At 62.8% G+C, this 20868-nt stretch carries 16 protein-coding genes; 7 read left to right on the forward strand and 9 right to left on the reverse strand.

The genetic code is table 11. From position 1 onward, the window contains the following. Window positions 1-101: 101 nt before the first annotated feature. Entirely contained in the window at window positions 102-1058 is a 957-nt protein-coding gene (gene fmt, locus AC07VI_RS27145) for a methionyl-tRNA formyltransferase (protein ID WP_492992451.1), read from the reverse strand. 244 nt (window positions 1059-1302) lie between these two features. Next, window positions 1303-1845, reverse strand: a complete 543-nt coding sequence (gene def / locus AC07VI_RS27150; protein ID WP_076568288.1) for a peptide deformylase — start codon at window positions 1843-1845, stop codon at window positions 1303-1305. Between the two features lie 306 nt (window positions 1846-2151). On the opposite strand from def, the gene dprA reads away from it, so the two are divergent. The 3 genes from dprA (at window position 2152) to AC07VI_RS27165 (ending at window position 6773) form a co-directional block, all read left to right on the forward strand. Next, on the forward strand, window positions 2152-3264 hold the full coding sequence (dprA, locus tag AC07VI_RS27155; protein WP_099375351.1) for a DNA-processing protein DprA: 1113 nt from the start codon (window positions 2152-2154) through the stop codon (window positions 3262-3264). A 94-nt stretch (window positions 3265-3358) separates the two neighbouring features. After that, the gene (locus AC07VI_RS27160; protein ID WP_086144928.1) at window positions 3359-3823 is read left to right on the forward strand and encodes a Smg family protein; all 465 of its coding nucleotides are present in this window, start codon (window positions 3359-3361) and stop codon (window positions 3821-3823) included. A 283-nt stretch (window positions 3824-4106) separates the two neighbouring features. After that, on the forward strand, window positions 4107-6773 hold the full coding sequence (locus tag AC07VI_RS27165) for a DNA topoisomerase III (RefSeq protein ID WP_086144927.1): 2667 nt from the start codon (window positions 4107-4109) through the stop codon (window positions 6771-6773). A 72-nt stretch (window positions 6774-6845) separates the two neighbouring features. Here AC07VI_RS27165 and pcaC read toward each other — a convergent pair whose 3' ends face one another. The 4 genes from pcaC to AC07VI_RS27185 form a co-directional block, all read right to left on the reverse strand. After that, a complete protein-coding gene (gene pcaC / locus AC07VI_RS27170; RefSeq protein ID WP_492992455.1) occupies window positions 6846-7244 on the reverse strand; it encodes a 4-carboxymuconolactone decarboxylase in 399 nt (132 codons plus the stop codon). 59 nt (window positions 7245-7303) lie between these two features. After that, on the reverse strand, window positions 7304-8035 hold the full coding sequence (locus tag AC07VI_RS27175) for a hypothetical protein (protein ID WP_492992457.1): 732 nt from the start codon (window positions 8033-8035) through the stop codon (window positions 7304-7306). Between the two features lie 76 nt (window positions 8036-8111). After that, window positions 8112-9524 carry an alkaline phosphatase gene (locus tag AC07VI_RS27180; protein WP_492992459.1) on the reverse strand — a complete coding sequence of 471 codons (1413 nt, stop codon included), beginning with the start codon at window positions 9522-9524 and terminating at the stop codon, window positions 8112-8114. A gap of 29 nt (window positions 9525-9553) precedes the next feature. Then, window positions 9554-11005: an alkaline phosphatase gene (locus AC07VI_RS27185; protein ID WP_492992461.1), complete on the reverse strand. Its 1452-nt coding sequence runs from the start codon at window positions 11003-11005 to the stop codon at window positions 9554-9556. Between the two features lie 223 nt (window positions 11006-11228). Between AC07VI_RS27185 and AC07VI_RS27190 the strand changes: the two genes are divergently transcribed. From AC07VI_RS27190 to AC07VI_RS27205, 4 genes are all read left to right on the forward strand, one after another. Then, window positions 11229-12092 (forward strand): MBL fold metallo-hydrolase, encoded by an 864-nt coding sequence (locus AC07VI_RS27190; protein WP_172404700.1) that lies wholly within the window; start codon window positions 11229-11231, stop codon window positions 12090-12092. Between the two features lie 74 nt (window positions 12093-12166). Then, the gene (locus AC07VI_RS27195; RefSeq protein WP_086144923.1) at window positions 12167-12829 is read left to right on the forward strand and encodes a DsbA family protein; all 663 of its coding nucleotides are present in this window, start codon (window positions 12167-12169) and stop codon (window positions 12827-12829) included. Between the two features lie 93 nt (window positions 12830-12922). Further along, entirely contained in the window at window positions 12923-14389 is a 1467-nt protein-coding gene (locus AC07VI_RS27200) for a catalase (protein WP_492992464.1), read from the forward strand. Window positions 14390-14573: 184 nt separating this feature from the next. Continuing rightward, on the forward strand, window positions 14574-14954 hold the full coding sequence (locus AC07VI_RS27205) for a hypothetical protein (protein ID WP_193068922.1): 381 nt from the start codon (window positions 14574-14576) through the stop codon (window positions 14952-14954). Between the two features lie 49 nt (window positions 14955-15003). On the opposite strand, the gene AC07VI_RS27210 is transcribed toward AC07VI_RS27205, so the two are convergent. The 3 genes from AC07VI_RS27210 to AC07VI_RS27220 form a co-directional block, all read right to left on the reverse strand. Continuing rightward, the gene (locus AC07VI_RS27210; protein ID WP_492992466.1) at window positions 15004-18582 is read right to left on the reverse strand and encodes an ABC transporter permease/M1 family aminopeptidase; all 3579 of its coding nucleotides are present in this window, start codon (window positions 18580-18582) and stop codon (window positions 15004-15006) included. 10 nt (window positions 18583-18592) lie between these two features. Next, window positions 18593-19486 carry an ABC transporter ATP-binding protein gene (locus AC07VI_RS27215; protein WP_492992468.1) on the reverse strand — a complete coding sequence of 298 codons (894 nt, stop codon included), beginning with the start codon at window positions 19484-19486 and terminating at the stop codon, window positions 18593-18595. A gap of 183 nt (window positions 19487-19669) precedes the next feature. Further along, complete coding sequence (locus AC07VI_RS27220; protein ID WP_086144919.1) at window positions 19670-20866, reverse strand: ABC transporter permease; 1197 nt, start codon at window positions 20864-20866, stop codon at window positions 19670-19672. Window positions 20867-20868: the final 2 nt, after the last annotated feature.

Genomic DNA, 20868 nt, shown 5'->3' on the forward strand with positions numbered 1-20868 from the left:
AGTACAAAACGCCCGATGCGGTGCATCGGGCGTTTGTGCAGCAATAAATACTGTCAACCTATTTTAGGACTGGACACCGTCGATGCGCCAGCGTTGCGCCCTTACACGAAATGCTTGCCTTCGAGGGGGAAACCCTTGATGAATTCAGCCGCGGGCAGGCGCTTGCCGCCCGGTTTTTGCAGCTCCGTCAGGCGCAGCGAGCCATTGCCGCAGGCCACGACGATGCCGTGCTGGGCGTCGGCCGCCAGCACCTGGCCAGGCGCTTCCTTGCTGTCCGCTTCCAGCACGTCGGCGGCCCAGATCTTGATGGTGACGCCGTCGACCTGGCCGCAGGCGCCGGGAAACGGGTTGAAGGCGCGGATTTTCAGGCCCAGTTCCAGTGCCGGCAAGCTGAAATCGAGCGCCGCTTCTTCCTTGGCGATCTTAGCCGCGTAGGTCACGCCCGCCTCCGGCTGCGGCACGGCTTCGAGCGGCTGCTGCTGCATCTTGCGCAGGGTCTCGACGATCATCTTGCCGCCCAGTCTGGCCAGTTTGTCGTGCAGGGTGGCGGTGGAGTCGCCCGCTTCGATGGGCGTGCGCTCGATGGCCAGCATGGGGCCCGTATCGAGGCCTTCTTCCATCTGCATGATGGTCACGCCCGTTTCATCGTCGCCGGCCTCGATGGCGCGGTGGATCGGCGCGGCGCCGCGCCAGCGCGGCAGCAATGAACCGTGGATATTGATGCAGGGTTTGATGTCGAGCGTGCTGTGCGGCAAGATCAAGCCGTAGGCCGCCACCACCATCACGTCGTAATCGGTGGCCAGCAGGCGTTCGTGGGCCGCTTTCGCCTCGGCGGCGCGCTGCGGGTCCTTGCTGTCCATGCGCAAGGACAGCGGCTGCAGCACCTCGATGCCGTGCTGCAATGCATATTGCTTGACGGCCGAGGCGTGCAGCTGCATGCCGCGTCCGGCAGGGCGGTCGGGCTGGGTCAGCACGAGGGGAATCTCGAAACCCGCTTCATGCAGGTCTTTCAGGGCCGTGGCGGCGAATTCAGGCGTGCCTGCGAAGATCACTTTCATATGGTTCCTTGACGTGAGGTGCGCAGGCCCGCGCCGGAGGCGCCAGGCTGGCGTGGTATTACGACTACTGTTGTTGCTTAGTCTATCAGCAGTACTGCAAAAACTCCTTTAACACCTTACAAAACCGTAGCGAGCGGAAGCGAATTGTGGCTGAGAAGCGGAACTGTGCTGGGCACGGGGCCGCCGAGGCAGTGAGCATCGCAGGCCGCAAGTCGCGACGCGCAGTAGGTTTGGTCAGGTGTTATCAGAAACGGCGATTTTGTGCGCGCAAGCTCGCTTCGCGCTCGAGACCGCGGATTTCCTTGATCATCTTGGTCTTGATGCGGTTGCGCTTGAGCGGCGACAAGTACTCGACGAATACCTTGCCCAGCAGATGATCCATCTCATGCTGGATGCAGACGGCCAGCAAGCCATCGGCTTCCAGTTCGAACTGCTTGCCGTGGCGGTCCAGGGCGCGCACCTTGATGCGGGCCGGGCGCTCGACGCCGTCGTAGACGCCAGGCACGGACAGACAGCCTTCGTCGTAGACCTGCTTTTCCTCGCTGGCCCAGGTGATTTCCGGGTTGATGAACACTTGCAGCTGGTTTTTTTCTTCGGTGATGTCGATCACCATCATCTGGATATGCTCGTCCACTTGCGACGCGGCCAGGCCGACGCCGGGGGCGTCGTACATGGTTTCTGCCATGTCGTCGATCAGGGTTTGCAGGCGCGCGTCAAATTCGGTGACGGGCTTGGCGACCGTGTGCAGGCGAGGATCGGGGTAACGCAGGATATTTAATATGGACATACGGATTCGACTGGTTAAGGTGGGCGCCGGTGCGCCTGATTATTCATGCCAGGGCCATGCGGACGATGGCAGGGCTATTTCTATTGTGAGTACGCCAAGCTTGGGCGCGTAGGGCGCAACGGCGCGGCAGATGCGTTTGCCAGTGCGCTATTCGTCTGCTGCAAAGGGAAATTTTATCACAGACGCCCATGGCCCTGTGGATGCGGGCCGTTTTGCGCCGCCATTGCACGCATCCTTGCGCGCGTCGGCATCGCGTGCGCGCCATGGCGCTAGCATGGGAGGGGCACACTACTCAGCGAGGTTGTCATGCATGCAATGGTTGGGTTGGCAGACACGGTCACGGAACTGGCGGGCTGGCTGCGTCTCCAGCATGCGCCGGGCGTGGGGCCGGTGGCGGCGCGCGCCTTGCTGGCCCGCTTCGGCTTGCCGCCGCAAATCTTCGCCGCCCCATTCGAGGCCTTGCGCGAGGTGGTGCCGGCCGGCGTGGCGCGCGCCATCGCGCAGCCGCCCAGGCGGCTGGCCAACAGCCAGCTGGAACTGACCCTGCGGTGGCTGCAGCGGCCCGGCAACGCCGTGCTGACCCTGGCCGACGCCGCGTATCCGCCGCTGCTGCTGGAAATTGCCGATCCGCCGCTGTTGTTATATGTGCGGGGACGGGCGGAACTGCTGTCGCGGCCCGGCGTGGCCATCATCGGCAGCCGCAATGCCAGCGCGCAAGGCATGCAGAATGCGGCCGCCTTTGCCCACGCGCTCAGCGCGGCGGGCTTGACCATCATTTCCGGCCTGGCGCTGGGCATCGACACGCACGCGCACGAGGGCGGCTTGCGCGGCGAGGGCGCCACGGTGGCCGTGATCGGCACGGGCGCCGATCTCGTGTATCCGCGACGCAACCTTGATCTGGCGCAAAGAATTGCCGAACAAGGCTGCATCGTCAGCGAATACGCTCTGGGCTTGCCTGCCATGCCGGGGAACTTTCCGCGCCGCAATCGCCTGATCAGCGGCCTGGCGCGCGGCGTGCTGGTGGTCGAGGCGGCAGCGCAATCGGGGTCGTTGATCACGGCGCGGCTGGCCGGCGAGCAGGGACGCGACGTGTATGCCGTGCCCGGCTCCATCCACTCCACCCTGGCCAAGGGCTGCCATGCGCTGATCCGGCAGGGCGCCAAGCTGGTCGAGTCGGCCGATGACGTGCTGCAGGAATTGCAGTGGCTGGGCGTGGCCCACGGCGCACCGGCGCCAGCGGCGCGGCAGGACGGGGAAACGCCGCTGCTGGCGGCGCTGGGCCACGATCCCCTCGACGCCGACACCCTGGCCGCGCGCTGCGGCCTGGCCATGGGCGCGCTGATGGCCGAATTGCTGGCGCTGGAACTGGAAGGGCGGGTGGAACGCTTGCCGGGAGGACTGTTTCAACGCTGCAAATGACAGCTTGCCACTTATGTGGCGGCCACGCCGCACGGGGTGGCTTTGTCGGCGTGCGCCCTTGTGCCCCAGCGAACTTAGCTGCTAGAGTAGAGCCATGTTCGATATCCTGGTGTACCTCTACGAGACTTACTATCGCCCCGATGCCTGCCCCGAGCCGGCAGTCCTGGCGCGCAAACTGTCGGCCGTCGGTTTCGACGACGTGGAGATTTCCGAAGCCCTCGTCTGGCTGACGGACCTGAACGCCATGGCCGGCGTCGAGCAAACCCTGACGGCCGCATCCACGGGCACGCGTTTCTATGTGCAGCAGGAAAGCGACGTGCTGGGCACGGCCGCCATCGGTTTCATCCAGTTCCTCGAAAGCGCCAAGGTGCTGTCGCCGCTGCAGCGCGAAATCGTCATCGAACGGGCGCTGGCGCTCGACGAGGCGCCCGTCTCGCTGGGCAAGCTGAAGGTCATCGTGCTGATGCTGCTGTGGAGCCAGGGCAAGGAACCGGACGCGCTGATGTTCGATGACCTGTTCGTCGACGACGAAGATCTTTCTCCCCGCCTGCTACACTGATAAAACGGTCATGGCGGCGTGGCAGCGCCTTGCCCTGACCATGTTTATCCAGCTTTGGCGCCTGAGCGCCGCCTCAGCGGCACACGCTTGAGCATTGTGTTTGCGCTTGCGCATTCTTGCTTGCAGATAACTTGCCGAATTCTTCAATAGGCGCTTATCATTGGCCGCTTGACAAGACCACAAGTCACAAGGCCTTGCGCAGACAAAAGCGTCGGCGCCTGGCAATGCACTGTATGATGCGCATGCTGAAACTATCCTAGAGCATTTTTCGAGACTAAAAAATATGACAAAAACCCTCATCATCGCCGAGAAGCCTTCTGTCGCGAACGATATCGCGAAGACGCTTGGCGGCTTTACCAAGCACGATGAGTACTTTGAATCGGATGAATACGTCCTGTCGTCGGCGGTCGGCCACCTGCTGGAGATCGCCGTACCGGAAGAATTCGACGTGAAGCGCGGCAAATGGAGTTTCGCGCACTTGCCGATGATTCCACCGTATTTCGCGCTGAACCCGATCGCCAAGACGGAAGCGCGCCTCAAAGTATTAAACAAGCTGATCAAACGCAAAGACGTGACCACCCTCATCAATGCATGCGATGCGGGGCGAGAAGGCGAGCTGATTTTCCGCCTGATCGCGCAAAACGCCAAGGCCAAGCAACCGGTCAAGCGCCTGTGGCTGCAGTCGATGACGCCGGGCGCCATCCGCGACGGTTTCTCGCACCTGCGCAGCGACGAGGAAATGCTGCCGCTGGCCGACGCGGCCCGCTGCCGTTCGGAAGCCGATTGGTTGATCGGCATCAATGGCACGCGCGCCATGACGGCGTTTAATTCGAAAGAAGGCGGTTTTTACCTGACCACCGTGGGCCGCGTGCAGACGCCGACCTTGTCCATCGTCGTCGAACGCGAAGACAAGATCAAAAAATTCGTGCCGCGCGACTTCTGGGAAGTGCGCGCCGAATTCGTCTGCGCGGCCGGCATCTATGAAGGCCGCTGGCTCGACACGAAGTTCAAGAAGGACGAGAACGACCCCGAGAAGCGCGCCGAGCGCCTGTGGAGCAAGACGGCTGCCGACTCGATCGCCACCGCCTGCCGCGGCCGCCAAGGCATCGTCACGGAAGAATCGAAGCCGACCACCTCGATGGCGCCGGGCCTGTTCGACCTGACCAGCCTGCAGCGCGAAGCGAACTCGCGTTTCGGCTTCTCCGCCAAGAACACGCTGGGCCTGGCCCAGGCCCTGTATGAAAAGCACAAGGTACTGACGTATCCGCGTACCGATTCGCGCCACCTGCCGGAAGACTACATGCCGACCGTGCTGCAGGCGCTGGAAACGGTCAAGGACAACAGCAACTACCACCAGTTCGCCAAGCAGATCATCGACAAGGGCTGGGTCAAGCCGAACAAGCGCATCTTCGACAACGCCAAGATCTCGGATCACTTCGCGATCATCCCGACGACGATCGCGCCGAAGAACCTGTCCGAGCCGGAGCAGAAGCTGTACGACCTCGTCACGCGCCGCTTCATGGCCGTGTTCTTCCCGCCTGCGGAATTCCAGGTCACCACGCGCTACACGGAAGTGTCCGGCCATCAGTTCAAGACCGAAGGCAAGGTCATGACCAATCCGGGCTGGCTGGCCATCTACGGCAAGGAAGCGTCGACGGACGCCGACAAGGAAAGCAATGGCAACGGCAACCTGGTGCCCGTCGCCAAGGGCGAGAAAGTGCAGACGGAAAGCGTCAGCGCCAACGGCCTGGTGACGAAGCCGCCCGCGCGCTTCACGGAAGCGACCTTGCTGTCGGCCATGGAAGGCGCCGGCAAGCTGATCGACGACGACGAGCTGCGCGATGCGATGGCCGGCAAGGGTCTTGGCACCCCGGCCACGCGCGCGGCCACCATCGAGGGCTTGCTGACGGAGCGCTACCTGATCCGCGAAGGCCGCGAACTGATTCCGACGGCCAAGGCGTCACAGCTGATGACTTTGCTCAAAGGCCTGGGCGTCAATGAATTGACGGCGCCGGAGCTGACGGGCGAGTGGGAATACAAGCTGTCGCAGATGGAAAAAGGCAAGATTTCGCGCGAAGAATTCATGCGCGAAATCGCGCAGATGACGCAAATCATCGTCAAGCGCGCCAAGGAATATGACAACGACACGATTCCCGGCGACTATGCGACGTTGGTAACGCCATGCCCGAACTGCGGCGGCGTGGTGAAGGAAAACTACCGCCGTTTCGCCTGCACCAAGTGCGAATTCTCGATGAGCAAGACGCCGGGTTCGCGCCAGTTCGAAATCGCCGAAGTGGAACAATTGCTGAAGGACCGCACCATCGGCCCGCTGCAAGGCTTCCGCTCGAAGATGGGCCGTCCGTTCGCCGCCATCCTGCGCATCGTGCGCGATGAAGAGATCAAGAATTTCAAGCTGGAATTTGATTTCGGTCAGAACGACGAGAGCGAAGATGGCGAAGGCGTCGATTTCACGGGCCAGACGCCCGTGGGACCTTGCCCCAAGTGCCATGCCGGCGTGTACGAAATGGGCCTGGCCTATGTGTGCGAACACAGCGTGGCCAAGCCGAAGACGTGCGACTTCCGCAGCGGCCGCATCATCTTGCAGCAGGAAATCTTGCCGGAACAAATGGCAAAACTGCTCAACGATGGCAAGACCGACTTGCTGCCGGGCTTTGTTTCCCAGCGCACGCGTCGTCCGTTCAAGGCTTTCCTCGTGCGCGGCAAGGATGGCAAGGTGAGCTTCGAGTTTGAAGAGCGCAAGGCCAAGCCGGGTGCGAAAACCAAGGCAGCAGCCGCCGAGGTCGAAGGCGAAGAAGGCGCGGCGCCAGCGAAAAAAACGGCCGTCAAGAAAGCGGCAGCCGTCAAAAAGGCACCGGCGAAGAAGGCTGCGGCCGTGAAAAAGCCGGCCGCCAAAAAGGCGCCGGCGAAGAAGGCGGCAGCGGCGGAGTAATCCTGCATCAGCCAGACAAAAGCCAGGGATGTCCCTGGCTTTTTTTTACGTCCCGATTTGATGGGGCAATGGTCAGGCTGGCGGCGCGGCCGGCGCCACCAGGCTCATTTCCCGCAGCACGTCATGCGCCGAGCGAAACGCGTCGATGGCCAGCGGCATGCCGCAATACACGGCCGAATGCAGCAGCACTTCCTGGATCTCCTGCATGCTCGCGCCATTGTTGACGGCGCCGCGCACATGGCCGCGCAGCTCCTGGGCGCGGCCGAGGGCTGTCAGCATGGCGATCGTCGCCAGGCTGCGCGTCTTTAAATCCAGGCCGTCGCGGCACCAGGTCGTGCCCCAGGCGTTGCGCGTGACGAAGTCCTGCAAGGGCGCCGTGAAGGCGTCCACCTGGGCAAAGGCGCGCTCGACAAAGGCGTCGCCCATCACTTGTTTGCGCATGCGCAAACCGTTCTCGAATTGTTCATCCATGCCGCGCTCCCGTTGCTGTATGCTTTCGATACTAGCGAGCGGGCATGGGGCGGTCAAGTTTAGTCCAGGTAGTCCGAGTATTCGCGCTGCGCGTAATGCTGCAGGTTGGCCCATGGCTGGACCTTGCTGACGGTCGGCTGCAGCTTGACGTCGACGCGGCGGTAGAAAGTGTCGGCGCGGTCGCCGCTTTCGATGACCAGCGGAATCTGTTTTTGCTCATCCCACAGGATGCGCTGGAACACGCCATTCTTTTCCACTTCGCGCCAGCGCGCGCCCGGCACGTTCGATGCCTGTTTCGACAGCGGCATGGCGGTCACCAGTTTCGGGTCCAGCAGGTAAAAACTGTTTTCCCAGGAACCGTCGAAATTGACGTTTTCGTACTCGGCCTTGGGAATGGCGACGACGACCTTGTCGTGGGCGTCGATGTATTCGATGCGCACGGTGTTCTTTTCCAGCATCACATGGCGCGGTATCAGCACGGGATTGAAGTGCTTGTGTTCATGCTGCGTGGCCGCAGTCGACGTTTTCAGCGCCACCTTGGTGTTTTCGCCATGCTTGTGGCCCGCGTGCGCGTCGGTCGCCGGCGCCAGCACGCGTTCGACCCACACGTGGCCGGGACGGCGCAGCATTTTTTCCTCGTAGCGGCTCTCGCGCGTCACGCCTTCCGGCGTCAGCACGCGGCTGTAATAGGTGATGCCCAGGTCCAGGTCGGCGGGAGCGGCAGCGGCGGCCGCCTGCGCGGTGCCAGCGAAGCCGGCGGCGAGGAGGACGGCGATCAGGGTCGATTTCATGTGTTGCCTTTATGTGCAAAGGGGGCGGAGGGCAAGATTGCCTTCCGCCCCTTGGGGTTACGCTTGTTGTGCTACATCAAAAGCCGAAGGCCGCCTTCAGCAGGTCAAACACCTTGGTGTTGTCCAGGGTGCCCTTGAAGGCCTTGGCGCCGGCGCCCGTGGCCAGCAGCTTGACGTCGCCGCCGCCGTGGGTTTCGCTGGCCAGGCGCACGCCTGTTTCTTGCAGGTAGTTGTCGGACAGGGCCGTGGCGCTGTCGACATTGGCGCGCAGGTCAGGACGGTTCGGGCCGTTGCCGAACACCAGGGTGGTGTAGGTATTGCCGTCTTCATCCTTGCTTGGCTGGTTATCCTTGTAGCCGCGGTTGATGTCGAGGATAGGATTGCCGCGCTTGCCGTAGCCGTTGAACGCCAGCGTATGGTCATGGTCGGCCGTGACGACGATCAGGGTGTTTTCCAGCTTCGGATCGGTTTCCCTGACCTTGTCGATGGCGGCCTTGATGGCGTCGTCGAAGGCGATGGTGTCGACCAGCGCGCGCTTGGCATTGATGCCGTGCAAGGCGTGGTCGATGCGGCCGCCTTCGACCATCAGGAAGTAGCCATTGGTATTTTTCGACAGCAAGTCGATGGCTTTCAGCGTCATTTCCGACAGGCTAGGCTGGTTGGCGCCGTCGGCCGATGGCTTGGACGAGGTGCGGTCCAGTTCATAGTCGAGGTGGCTCTTCGCGCTGTACAGGCCGATGAATTTCTTGCCGCTCGGTGCTGCCGCCATTTCCGTCTTGTTGGCGGCCACGGTGTAGCCCTTGGCCGCGAATTCGGCCAGCAGGTCGCGGCCGTCGGCGCGGCCGCCCTTGTTGCTGGCGGACCATGGCGTAAAGTGGTTGCGTCCGCCACCCATCAGCACGTCCACGCCGTCGCCCAGGGCCGTGTTGTAGCCGGCGCCGCCCGGCGCCGTCTGCGCGGCGATCGCGTATTGCGCATTGCGGTTGCAGATGTGCGAGAAGGTCGTCGCCGGCGTGGCGTGCGTCAGTTCCGTGGTGGTGATGGCGCCCACGGCCTTGCCCTTGGCTTTCGCCAGTTCCAGGATGGTCGGCACGCTCTTGCCGCCGGCCGGGCAGTTATCCAGGCCCAGGTTGCCGTTGGCGTCGCGGCCGGGTTCTTTGGCGATGGTGTCCTGCGCCATCGAGATGACTTCATTGTTCATCTTGACGCCGGTCATGTAGGCGGCCATCGATGGGGCGCTGTCCGTCGTTTGCGCATCGTTCGAGAACGTCTTGATGCGCGCCGTGCGTTCCAGCTTGTCCATGTTCAAGCTGCCTTCTTCCTTGTACTTGTAGATGCGCGCCGCCGTCACGACGGAAGGACCCATGCCGTCGCCGAGGAAGAAGATGACGTTCTTGGCGTCGGCGGCGTAGGCGCCGTTGGCAACACTGGCTGCCACGAGCGTGGTCAGCAGCGACAGTTTCAGGGTGGATTTCAGTGCAAGTTTCATATGCGTGTCCAATTCTTGTGTCTTGGGGATTACAGACCGCCGGCGGTCTTGACCAGGCCGAATACTGTGGTGTTGTCGATGGTGCCCAGGAAGGTTTCCGAACCCTTGCCGATGGCGCCCAGGAAGACGTCGGTGCCGCCGTGCGTTTCATTGCCGGCCGACGTGCGGATCACCGCTTCCTGATGGTAGGTGTTGGCGCTGGTGACGGTTTCGTCGAGGCTGGCCATGGCGGCGCGGCTGGCTTGCGTGCGGTTTTCGCCATTGCCGAAGCCGATGATCGAGTACGGTGCGCCGTCCAGGTCTTTCTCGACCGCGCCGGTGACGTAGTTCTTCACCAGGCCCAGCACGCCTGGGTTGCCGGCGGCCGTCTTGCCCGTGCGCTTGGCGTAGCCGTTCAGCACCAGGGTGTGGTCGTGGTCGGCCGTGACGACGATCAGGGTATTGGCCAGGGTCGGGTCGGTCAGCTTGGCTTTTTCGATGGCGGCCTTGATGGCGTTGTCAAAGGCGACCGTGTCCTGCAGGGCCTTCTTGGCCGTCGTTTCGTGCAGCGCATGGTCGATGCGGCCGCCTTCGACCATCAGGAAGTAACCCTTCTTGTTCTTGGCCAGCACGTCCATGGCCTTGGTGGTCATTTCCGCCAGGCTAGGTTCCTTGGCCGCATCGCGGTCCAGGTCGTAGCTCATGTGGCTGGACGTGAACACGCCGAACAGGCGGTCCGTCTTGGTACCGTCGACGGCCTTGAAGTCGGTGGCGTTGTTGGCAATGGTGTAGCTTTTCGCTTTCAGTTCGGCCACCAGGTCGCGGTCGTCCGAACGCTTGCCGCCGTTCTTGAATGGCGTAAAGAATTGCGCGCCGCCGCCCAGGACCACTTCCAGGCCGGTGGTGCCAAGGGCGCTGTTGTAGCCGGTGCCGCCCGGCACCAGGGCCGCGGCGATATCGTTTTCCAGGTCGCGGTGGCAGATGTGCGCGTAGGTGGCCGCCGGCGTGGCGTGCGTCACGCGCGCCGTGCTGACGACGCCGGCGGCAAAGCCCTTGGCCTTGGCCAGTTCCAGCAGGGTGGTGGCGGGCGTGCCGTTGCCGGTGCCACATTTGTTGACCAGCTTGTTGCCGTTGGCATCCTTGCCCGGATCGATGGCGACCGTGTTGGCCGACATGGAAATGACTTCATTGTTCATCTTGACGCCGGTCATGTAGGCGGCCATCGACGGCGCGCTGTCGGTGACTTGCGCATCGTTCGAGAACGTCTTGACGAAGGCCGTTTCCGGCAGCGTGTCCATGGTCAGCGCACCGTCTTCGCCCACCGAGTAGATGCGCGCGGCCGTCATGGTGGTCAGGCCCATGCCATCGCCGAGGAAGAAAATGACGTTTTTCGGCGGGGCTTCGACCACCACCTCGTCTTTTTTGGCGTCGCTGCCGCAGGCGGCCAGCATCAGGGAGATTGCGACGCTGCAGCCAGCGACGGAAATTTTTCTGCGAGTCATGTGGTTCATCCGGCTAGGTTTGAAAGAGCTGGCAAGATAACAATTCAATGTGACAACATCATGACGCTGTGACACATTTGGATACGACGATGTGGATGGCAGCGTGCATGCCAGTATTTGATTGCATCGAAATAAGAAATAAACCATTGCGTTTTATCGGGTTTTTCTACCGAATCAAGCAACGTAAGATGCGTGCATCCCAATCATCTTGTGAAGGCGCATCATGTTCTCCAAATCCATTACCAGCATTCTCGTTGCCACCGTCTTCGCCGCCGGCGCCGCCTCGGCCGCCGCTCCGCTGACACTGGAGGTGTTCAATCCGGGCGAAGCGGCCATCTTCCCCGTCGCTTCCGTCCTGGTGGCAGGCAAGCATGACGCCGTGCTGATCGATGCGCAGTTCTCGCGCGCCGAAGCGCAAAAACTGGTGGAAAAGATCCGTGCCAGCGGCAAGAAACTGACGACCGTGTACATCAGCCACAGCGACCCCGATTTCTACTTTGGCCTCGATGTGATCAAGGCAGCTTTCCCGCAGGCAAAAATCGTCGCCACGCCGGAAACGGTCGCGGAAATCCGCCGCAAGGTGGACGCCAAGGTCGCCTACTGGGGGCCGATTTTGAAGGACAATGCGCCGCAGGCCATCGTCATTCCCGAAGCCTTGAAGGGCCAGCGCATCAGCCTGGAAGGCCAGTCGCTGACGATTTCGGGCCCGACGCCGTCGCGCACCTATGTGTGGATTCCATCGATCAAGGCCGTCGTCGGCGGCGTGGTGCTGTTTGGCAACTTGCACGTATGGACGGCCGACACGCAAAGCGTGCAATCGCGCCAGGACTGGCTCAAGACCCTGGACGGCATTGCAGCATTGAAACCTGTCACCGTCGTGCCCGGGCACTTCAAGGTCGGTTCGCCACTGACGCCCGACAGCATCGGCTTTACGCGCGACTACCTGGTGACGTTTGAAGGGGAAACGGCGAAGGCCGCCAACTCGGCCGCGCTGATCGACGCGATGAAGCGCCATTACCCGAGCCTGGGCCTCGATGGCGCGCTGGAAACGAGCGCGAAAGTGGCCAAGGGCGAGATGAAGTGGTAACAAGCCTGCCGCGCGGCGCCTGCACGGGCCGCGCGGCCCAAGTTGAAACGCACGCAAGAATCAAAGGAGCCAGCATGGCCAACCCTGTACTGCATTACATTTTCGATCCCCTGTGCGGCTGGTGCTACGGCGCCGCGCCGCTGGTCGAGGCGGCGCGCGCCGTGCCCGGCCTGACGGTGGCCTTCCACGGCGGCGGCATGATGACGGGCAGCAATCGCCGCCGGATCACGCCCGAATGGCGCGGCTACGTCCTGCCGCATGACCGGCGCATCGAGCAATTGTCGGGCCAGCCCTTCGGCGATGCCTACCTGAACGGCTTGCTGAACGACACCACCGCCATGATGGATTCCGAGCCGCCGATCACGGCCATCCTGGCGGCCGAGGCGCTGGCCGGCAAGGGCCTGGACATGCTGCAGCGCGTGCAGCGCGCCCATTACGTGGACGGCTTGCGCATCGCCGACCTGCCCGTGCTGCTAACTTTGGCGCAAGAGCTGGGCATGGACGCCGGCGCCTTCGAAGCCGCGCATGCGCAGCAGGCGGGCGCGGCCACGCAGCGGCATATCGACGCCAGCCGCGCCCTGCTGGCGCAGGTGGGCGGCCAGGGCTTTCCCACCTTCGTCCTCGACGATGGCAGCGGCAAGCTGTCCGTCATCGACATCGGCGGCTTCCTGGGCCAGCCGGCGCAGTTGCAGGCGCAACTCGGTGGCGTATGCGACGCCCATGGCTGTTCATTGTAAATAACTATCAGTTCGATAAAATCAATTAGCTTTTCCTTTGTTGTTGCACTCGTTACACTGATTCCATCAGTCAACAACGAAGGAAAAGCAGCCATGAATAGTCAACAGCCACCATTCAGCACCGCGTCGGGCATTCCCGTCGCCGACAACCAGAATTCCGTCAGCGCCGGCCCCCGCGGTCCCCTGCTGCTGCAAGACTTCCACCTGATCGAAAAACTCCAGCATTTCAACCGCGAGCGCATTCCCGAGCGCGTCGTGCACGCGAAAGGTTCGGGCGCCTACGGCACCTTTACCGTCACGCATGATATTTCCCGCTACACCAAGGCTAAATTATTTGCCGAAGTGGGCAAGCAGACGGCCACGTTCGCCCGTTTTTCCACCGTCGGCGGCGAACGCGGCAGCGCCGACACGGAACGCGACCCGCGCGGCTTCGCCGTGCGCTTCTATACGGAAGAGGGCAACTGGGATCTCGTTGGCAACAACACGCCCATGTTCTTCATCAAGGACCCGATCAAGTTCCCCGATTTTGTCCACACGCAAAAGCGCGATCCGCAAAGCAATCTGAAATCGGCGGAAATGATGTTCGACTTCTGGAGCCATGCGCCGGAAAGCCTGCACCAGGTCACGATGCTGTTCTCGGACCGCGGCACGCCGGACGGCTACCGCCACATGGATGGCTTCGGCAGCCATACGTATAGCCTGATCAATGCGGACGGCCAGCGCGTGTATGTGAAATGGCACTTCAAGACGCGCCAGGGCATCAAGAACCTGCCTGCGGCGGAAGCGGGCCGCCTGGCCGGTGCCGATCCCGACTACGCCCAGCGCGACCTGTTCGGCGCCATCGCGCGCGGCGATTTCCCCCAGTGGGAAGTCAAGCTGCAGGTGGCGACGCAGGAGCAGCTCGATGCCTGGGAGCAGCGCACTGGCTGGAACCCGTTCGACCTGACGAAGGTATGGCCGCACGCGGACTTCCCGCTGCTGCCGGTCGGTATTTTCGAGCTGAACCGCAACCCGGACAATTACCACGCGGAAGTCGAGCAGGCCGCGTTTTCGCCAGCCAATGCCGTGCCCGGCATGGGGTATTCGCCGGACAAGATGCTGCAAGGCCGGCTGTTTGCCTACCATGACGCCCAGCTGTACCGGGTCGGCACGAACCACCAGCATCTGCCCGTGAATGCGGCGCGCTGCCCCTTCCATAACCAGCAGCGCGACGGCGGCATGGCCATCCACAATGGCAGTTCGGCGCAGAACTACGCGAACGTGGCGGCGGCGGGCAGCGCGCCGCAGGGGCTGGGCCACGGCGAGCCGGCGCTGGCGCTGTCGGGCGGCGCGGCGCGCTACGACGGGCGCGGCGTGGAAGACGATTACACGCAGGCCGGCAACCTGTTCCGCCTGATGCCGGCCCAGGCGCAGCAAAACCTGTTCGACAATCTGGCTGGACCGTTGAGCCAGGTGCGCGCGGAAACCTTGCAGCGCCAGCTGGGCCATTTCGACCGTGCCGATGCCGCCTACGGCGCGGGCGTGCGGGCCGCCTTGCGGGCACGCGGCGTGAGCGTGTAATGACATGTTGCAGGTGGAACAAGTTTGTTCCGCCTGTTTGATGCAGCACAAACTAGAGCTTATTAGTGCTTGATGCCAAATATTGCCGTATGGACATATTTGCCTTCCATGCGTAGACTTGTCGGTCTGATGATTGCGCCGCCGTCCTGGCGGCGTCCTGACTAGAAAGTCCTGCAATATGAATATGGCGAAGCTGTCGGTGCATGGGGATGACCCCACGCTCAAAACCATCCTGGAAGTCTTGCCCACGGATCCAGAGCGTGCCTGGCGCAAGGGCGAGCCGAAGGGAACGGCGGGTCGCGTGCATCTCGATTCGGGCTTCGAAGTGCTGATCGCGCAAGCGCCCAAGTCGCAAGTCTTGCCCTCGCGCATACGCAGCTACCTGGCCGAATGCCGTTCGCGCGGCGTGACCTTCACCATGCCGCGCATCGTGGCCGAGTTGCAACTGGAACTGAACGGTGACGACACGGTCGACGCGCCCCTGGACCTGAGCCTGGCCGACATGCAGCACCTGACGGAAATGGGTATCAGCCTGAGCCTGATCACGCGTCCCGTCGCCGCCTGATGCATTGATGCATAGAAAAATGGCCGCCTGATCAGGCGGCCATTTTTCGTCACGGTTCGTCGAGCTCGACGGTGACCATATTGTCGTCCGGCTTGCGGTCGATCAACTTGTTGTCGGGATCGATGCCCGCCTTGCCGGGCCGGCTGCCGACGATGACGGTGTAGCTCGCTTGTCGCGCCGTCATGCGCAGCCGTTCGCGCAGCAGCGGATGGCCATTCGCATCGTCGACGCCGATCTCGATCCAGTCGTGCAGCGGGGCGTCGTGTTCGTCTCCCTGTTCGCCGGCCGTCAATTTGCCCGCCTGCACCTTGATGGTGACGGCGTACTTGCCATCGCTGCGTTTCGTGGCCGTGGCCGACAGGGCGCGATTGTCGAACAGCACGATTTTCTCGAACAGGTCGTCGATCAGGTAAGCCTGCTCGGGCGGCGTGACCTGGCGCAAGCCGGCTATCAGCGCCGTCACGCTTGCATACGGCGGGCCTTTCTGGCCGTAAGTCTTCAGCAGATCGCGCAGCACGCCGTTGACCTTGTCCTCGCCGATGATGTCTTGCAGCAAATACATGGCCAGGCTGCCCTTGTGGTAATGGATGTAGGCCTGGTTTTCATTCTCGGCCAGCGGCAACTCCTTCTTGCGCTCTTCGCTGCGTCCCATCAGGTATTGATTCAGGTCATAGCGCAGGAAGCGGCGCATCTTGGCCGGCCCCATGGTTTTCTTCATCACCATCAGGGCCGAATACTCGGCCAGGGTTTCGCTGAGCACGGTGGCGCCCCGCGTGTTGCCGCCCACCAATTGATGCGCCCACCACTGGTGCGCCACTTCATGCGCCGTGACGTAGAACGGATAGTCGAGGTCCTTCGGGTTCTTGTCGTCGACCCTGGCGATAAAGCCCAGGCCTTCCGAGTACGGTATCGTGTTCGGGAACGATTGCGCAAACGTGGCGTAGCGGGGGAATTCGACGATGCGCAGGATCTTGTGCTGGTAGGGGCCGAAGTGCTTCGTGTAGTAATCGAGCGCTTCCTTGCTGCCGCGCACGAAACGCTCAAGGTTGTATTCATGCCCCGGGTGGTAATACACGTCGATGGCCACGTCCTGCCAGCGCTCGTGCTTGACGGCGTAGCGGGCCGACTGGAACGCGTAGAAGTTCAGGATGGGCTGGTCCATCGTGTAATGGAAGTAATGGCGGCCATGCGCGATCCAGTCGTTGTCCAGCGTGCCCGGCGCGATGGCCGTCTGGCCGTCGACGGTGCTGACGGTGGCGTCGAAATTGATGCGGTCGGCGTCGCTGCTGACGTAATTGTCGGCCAGCCCGCGCGCGTCGTCGCGCGGCAAGGCCCGTTCGCGGGGCGGCAAGCCGTGTTTCTTGCGGTCGCGCGGGTCCGTCAGTTCCAGTTGCGCCTGGTAGCCGACATGCGGCAGCACGGCATTCGTGAAGAAGGTGCCGTTGGCCACCACGGGCGTGTCCTGGCCCAGGCCGAAGATGCCGCGCGGCGCATACGCAATGTCGAAATCGAGGCCCAGGGTGGCGCCCGGCGCCAGCGGCGCGGCCAGCCGGTAGCTGTAGAAGCCCAGCTTGCCGTCATCGAGGCCGGGATGCACGCGCGTATCGAAACGCAGCCGCATGGTGGCCGTCGGGTCCTGCTGCACAAAAATGTGGCTGATCGGCAAGCTGGTCTTGTTTTGCAGCATGTAGCGGCCCGTGACGGCCAGGCGGCGCTGCGCCGGGTAGATGGCCACATCGAGTTTCACGTCGGTGATTCTCGGCTGCGGCGTGGCGGCAAACTTGCGGTACTGGCGCTCGAAGCTGGCCCGGTCCGCGTCGCGCGCATAGTCGGACTTGTAGTCGTTGGCCACATGGAAGACGTAGAACAGCACGGCGCCGGCGCCGAGGAAGATCACGGCGCCGATGGCAAAGCTGCCCAGCACGCCTTGCGTGAGGCCGTGGCGCGCCAGGCGCAGGCGGATGCGCCAGCTGTCCTGCGCGCCGCGGGGCCAGAACAGCAGCGACAGCACCGTCAGCATCACGGCCGCGCCGCTCCAGTACAGCAGGTACCAGCGTTCGCGCAACACATAGTGGCCGGCGCCGTTCATGGCCGAATACACGAAGTCCGGCGTGCTGGCGTACAGCAGCAGCGGGTCGCCCAGGCCCAGCGAGGCAAAGCTGACGCTGGCGATGTAGTACAGGATCATGGCGAAATACGCCAGGTACTTGTGATTGATCAATACCTGCAAGAAGATGGCCAGCACGGCGACCAGCGCGTAGTAGGGCAGGTGCGACAGGAACAGCGATTCCAGGTACAGGCCCGGATCGAGGCGGTAATAGCCCTTGAAGACCTGGATCGACATGCCGCACAGCATGATGACCAGGCTCAGCAAGGCTTGCAGGCCGATCAGCGCGAACAGCTTCGACAGCAGCGGCAGCCAGTTCGGCACGGGCAGGGCGTCGAGCATCAGGTGGATGCTGGTCTCGCGTTCGCGCCATACCAGTTCGCCCGCATAGAAGGTGGTAATGACCAGCATGAACAGGGCAAACGAGGCGCTGACCATTTCCAGCACTTTTTCCGTCACCGGATAGGTATTCGTGCCGTAGATGGAACCCATGTCGAGCGCGCCCGCATACATGGTCAGCACGCCGGCCAGCACGATGACGACAAAATAAATGTTCTTGACGGTTTCGCGCAGGTTCAGCCAGCTGATCTTGACGAGCAGGACGGCCAGGCTGCGCTGCGCGAAGTCGGGCGCTTGCTGCGTGTCCAGCGAGGCGTTCGACAGGCGCAGGGGGGCGTCGCCGTCGCTGCGGCGCTTGGTCGCGCCCGCGTCCATCGTGGCGTGGAACTGGAAGCGCCAGTAGCCAAGCAGCAAGGTCACGAGGGCGAAGCCGGACCAGATGGCGCGGTTCAGCAGGTACACGCCTTCCAGGCTCACCAGGCGCGTGTTGCGCTCCGCATTCGGCCAGTATTCCGTCAGGCGTATCAGCGCCGTCGTGCCGAAGGGGTCGATCAGGGCGGCCAGCGTCTTGTAGTCGAGGTCGCGCGCCAGCGAGGGCGCCACCAGGTAGCCGATCAGCATGACTACCGAGCTGATGTACACGGGCAGCATGCGCCGCGTCAGGGCGGCGATGATGAAGAAGATGGCGCCGAAGATGAACAGATTCGGCAGCAGGGTAAATACATACGGCATCAGGTAGGCCAGCGCGCGTTGCGGCCCCAGCCGTTCTGGATCGATGCCGGGCAGCCAGGCGCCCAGCCAGGCGCCGATCACGATGCTGGAGAACACGACGGCCAGCACCAGCCAGGCGCCGAGGAAGCGGCCGAAAACGTACTGGTATTTCTTGATCGGCGCGCTGAAGAAGAAATGCTGCATGCCGTATTCGAAGTCCTGCTGCACCGAGCGGCCCATCATGGCGGCCACCACCACGGCGCCGAAACAGCCCAGCAGGCTGCAGCTGAACGCCAGCGAACGGGGCGCGTTGATCAGGAACTTGCCGCCGAAACTGATGCTCGCTTCCTTGAAGACGCCGCCGGCGGCCGCCATCCACAGCATGGCCAGGGCCAGGAACATGGCGAAGTACACCCAGGTCGACAGCAGCTTGAGGCGCTGCCACGCTTCAAAGCGGGCGATGGCAAACATGGCCGCCCCCTCAGTCGCACTGCGGGGCGACGCGGTGGCGCCCGGCAATGGTGGCGAAATACAGGTCTTCCAGGTCGCCGATGGCTTCCTCGAAGCCGTCGCCCGGGTCCTCGTCGCTGTAGACGTGGATCAGGGTACGGCCCGACAGCAGGCGCGTGGAAATGACGGCGTGGCGCTGCTGGAAGCTGGCCAGCTCCTTTTTTTCAACGAAGCGCGCCCAGATCTTGCAGCTGACTTCATCGATCAGTTCCTGGGTCTTGCCGCACAGCAGCAAATGGCCCTTGTTGATGATGGCCATGTTGGCACACAGGTCGGCCACGTCGGACACGATGTGGGTCGACAGGATCACCGTCTTGTCTTCGCCGATGTCGGACAGCAGGTTGTGGAAGCGCACGCGCTCCTGCGGGTCGAGTCCGGCCGTCGGTTCGTCGACGATGATCAGCTTGGGGTCGCCCAGCAGGGCCTGGGCGATGCCGAAGCGCTGGCGCATGCCGCCGGAAAAGCTGCCCAGGCGCTGGTGGCGCACGTCGAACAGATTGGTTTGCTGCAGCAGGCCGTCGACGACTTCGCGCCGGCGCGCCCGCTGCGACAGCCCTTTCAACGTGGCGAAGTGGTCGAGCAGTTCATAGGCCGTCACTTTCGGGTACAGGCCGAAGTCCTGCGGCAGGTAGCCCAGCATGCGGCGGATGTCGTCCTTGTCGTCGAGCACGTCGTAGTCGCCGAAGAAGATGGAGCCGGAATCGCATTCCTGCAGGGTGGCCAGGGTGCGCATCAGGGTCGACTTGCCGGCGCCGTTCGGACCCAGCAAGCCAAACATCCCGGGCGGTATCGTCAGCGAAACGTTGTCCAGCGCCACCACGCCATTCGCGTAGGTTTTCGACAATTTGCGAATCTGCAATTCCATACAACTCCTTGCTCATGCTGTTGCAGCCCCGTGCTGCAGGGCTAATCTATGCTGGCATTGTATTGAATTTAGGACGTACTGGGCAGTTGCATGCGATGCACGGCATTTTCGCGTGCCCAGAGCGCAGTTCGATGGGGTGGACGGCGCGCCGGATGCGCCCCTTCCGGCCGCGCCACGTAAGTATCAGTTACGAAACAGTACCGATTCCCGGTTAAACCACCAGCGGCACAGCATCAGCAGGGCGCCCGCGATGACCGTGGTCGAGGCCAGGATCACGCCGAACATGCGGTAATCCATGGTGCCTTTCACCAGTTCCTTCATGGCCAGCGAGACATTCGTCAGCGGCACCATGGCCCAGATCCAGTTCAGCTCGACGCCGGGCAGCATGGCCGCCACGGTGGGCAGGATGACGAACAGCATCAGCGGCGTGATCATGCCCGCCGCTTCCTTGTAGCTTTTCGCGTAGATCGAGATTGACAGCAGCAGCGAGGCGAAGATGGCGGCCGTCGGCACCAGCATCAGGGTCACCATGGCCAGGTCGGGCAAGCCGATGCTGTGCACCATGACGGCCATGTGGCCTTCGAGCGAGCTGCCGAAGATGGCCAGCAGGGCGCCCATGCTGCCCACCATCAGCACGGCCGAGGTCATGCCCACCGTAAACAGCACGAGAAACTTGGCCAGCACGATGGCGCTGCGCGGCACGGGCGCCAGCAGCAGGGTTTCCAGCGTGCCCCGCTCCTTTTCGCCGGCGCCCAGGTCGATGGCCGGGTACATGGCCGCCGTCAGGCACACCATCAGCAGCAGATAGGGCACCATGCCGCCGATGATGGCACCCATCTGCTCGCGCTCGTTGGCCGTCGATTGCTTGTCGAGCACGATGGGGTGCAGGGCGAAGGCCAGCTGGGCCGGACTCAGGTTCAGGGCCGACAGCGCCCCTTCGCGCAGGCTGGCGTTGTAAGCGTCGACGATGTCGCGCACCCGCTGCTGGGTCACATCGACCGTGCTGGCGCTGTTGTAATGCAGGGTCACCTTGGCTTGCCGGTGCTGCCGCAGCGCCTCTTCAAACCGGGGCGGGATGACGACGGCGAACTTGATGGTGTCGTCGCCGATGGCGCGGCGGATGTCGCCCTCGCTGGCCAGCGGTACTTCGCGCAAGTTGTGTTGCTGGGCAAAACGCGCGCTCAGGCCAGGCGAATGGTCCTTGCCGAACAGGGTGTAGCGCATTTCCGCCGTCTTCGCATTCTTGAACATATTGTTCGAAACATAGGCGAAGCCGCCAAAGATCAGCGGCATGGCAAAGATCGGGATGAGGATGGTGAAGATCAGCGTCTTGCGGTCGCGCGTGAGTTCCAGCAATTCTTTCAGGTAGATGGTCCACATGG

This window comes from Janthinobacterium sp. GW821-FHT03A03 (assembly GCF_059421435.1).

Coding starts and splice junctions, on each gene's coding strand:
- AC07VI_RS27195 (WP_086144923.1), top strand. CDS start 12,167: ATGGCCAACCCTGTACTGCATTACATTTTCGATCCCCTGTGCGGCTGG.
- AC07VI_RS27215 (WP_492992468.1), bottom strand. CDS start 19,486: ATGGAATTGCAGATTCGCAAATTGTCGAAAACCTACGCGAATGGCGTG.
- AC07VI_RS27160 (WP_086144928.1), top strand. CDS start 3,359: ATGTTCGATATCCTGGTGTACCTCTACGAGACTTACTATCGCCCCGAT.
- AC07VI_RS27220 (WP_086144919.1), bottom strand. CDS start 20,866: ATGTGGACCATCTACCTGAAAGAATTGCTGGAACTCACGCGCGACCGC.
- AC07VI_RS27175 (WP_492992457.1), bottom strand. CDS start 8,035: ATGAAATCGACCCTGATCGCCGTCCTCCTCGCCGCCGGCTTCGCTGGC.
- AC07VI_RS27185 (WP_492992461.1), bottom strand. CDS start 11,005: ATGACTCGCAGAAAAATTTCCGTCGCTGGCTGCAGCGTCGCAATCTCC.
- AC07VI_RS27205 (WP_193068922.1), top strand. CDS start 14,574: ATGGCGAAGCTGTCGGTGCATGGGGATGACCCCACGCTCAAAACCATC.
- dprA (WP_099375351.1), top strand. CDS start 2,152: ATGCATGCAATGGTTGGGTTGGCAGACACGGTCACGGAACTGGCGGGC.
- fmt (WP_492992451.1), bottom strand. CDS start 1,058: ATGAAAGTGATCTTCGCAGGCACGCCTGAATTCGCCGCCACGGCCCTG.
- pcaC (WP_492992455.1), bottom strand. CDS start 7,244: ATGGATGAACAATTCGAGAACGGTTTGCGCATGCGCAAACAAGTGATG.
- AC07VI_RS27200 (WP_492992464.1), top strand. CDS start 12,923: ATGAATAGTCAACAGCCACCATTCAGCACCGCGTCGGGCATTCCCGTC.
- def (WP_076568288.1), bottom strand. CDS start 1,845: ATGTCCATATTAAATATCCTGCGTTACCCCGATCCTCGCCTGCACACG.
- AC07VI_RS27190 (WP_172404700.1), top strand. CDS start 11,229: ATGTTCTCCAAATCCATTACCAGCATTCTCGTTGCCACCGTCTTCGCC.
- AC07VI_RS27165 (WP_086144927.1), top strand. CDS start 4,107: ATGACAAAAACCCTCATCATCGCCGAGAAGCCTTCTGTCGCGAACGAT.
- AC07VI_RS27180 (WP_492992459.1), bottom strand. CDS start 9,524: ATGAAACTTGCACTGAAATCCACCCTGAAACTGTCGCTGCTGACCACG.
- AC07VI_RS27210 (WP_492992466.1), bottom strand. CDS start 18,582: ATGTTTGCCATCGCCCGCTTTGAAGCGTGGCAGCGCCTCAAGCTGCTG.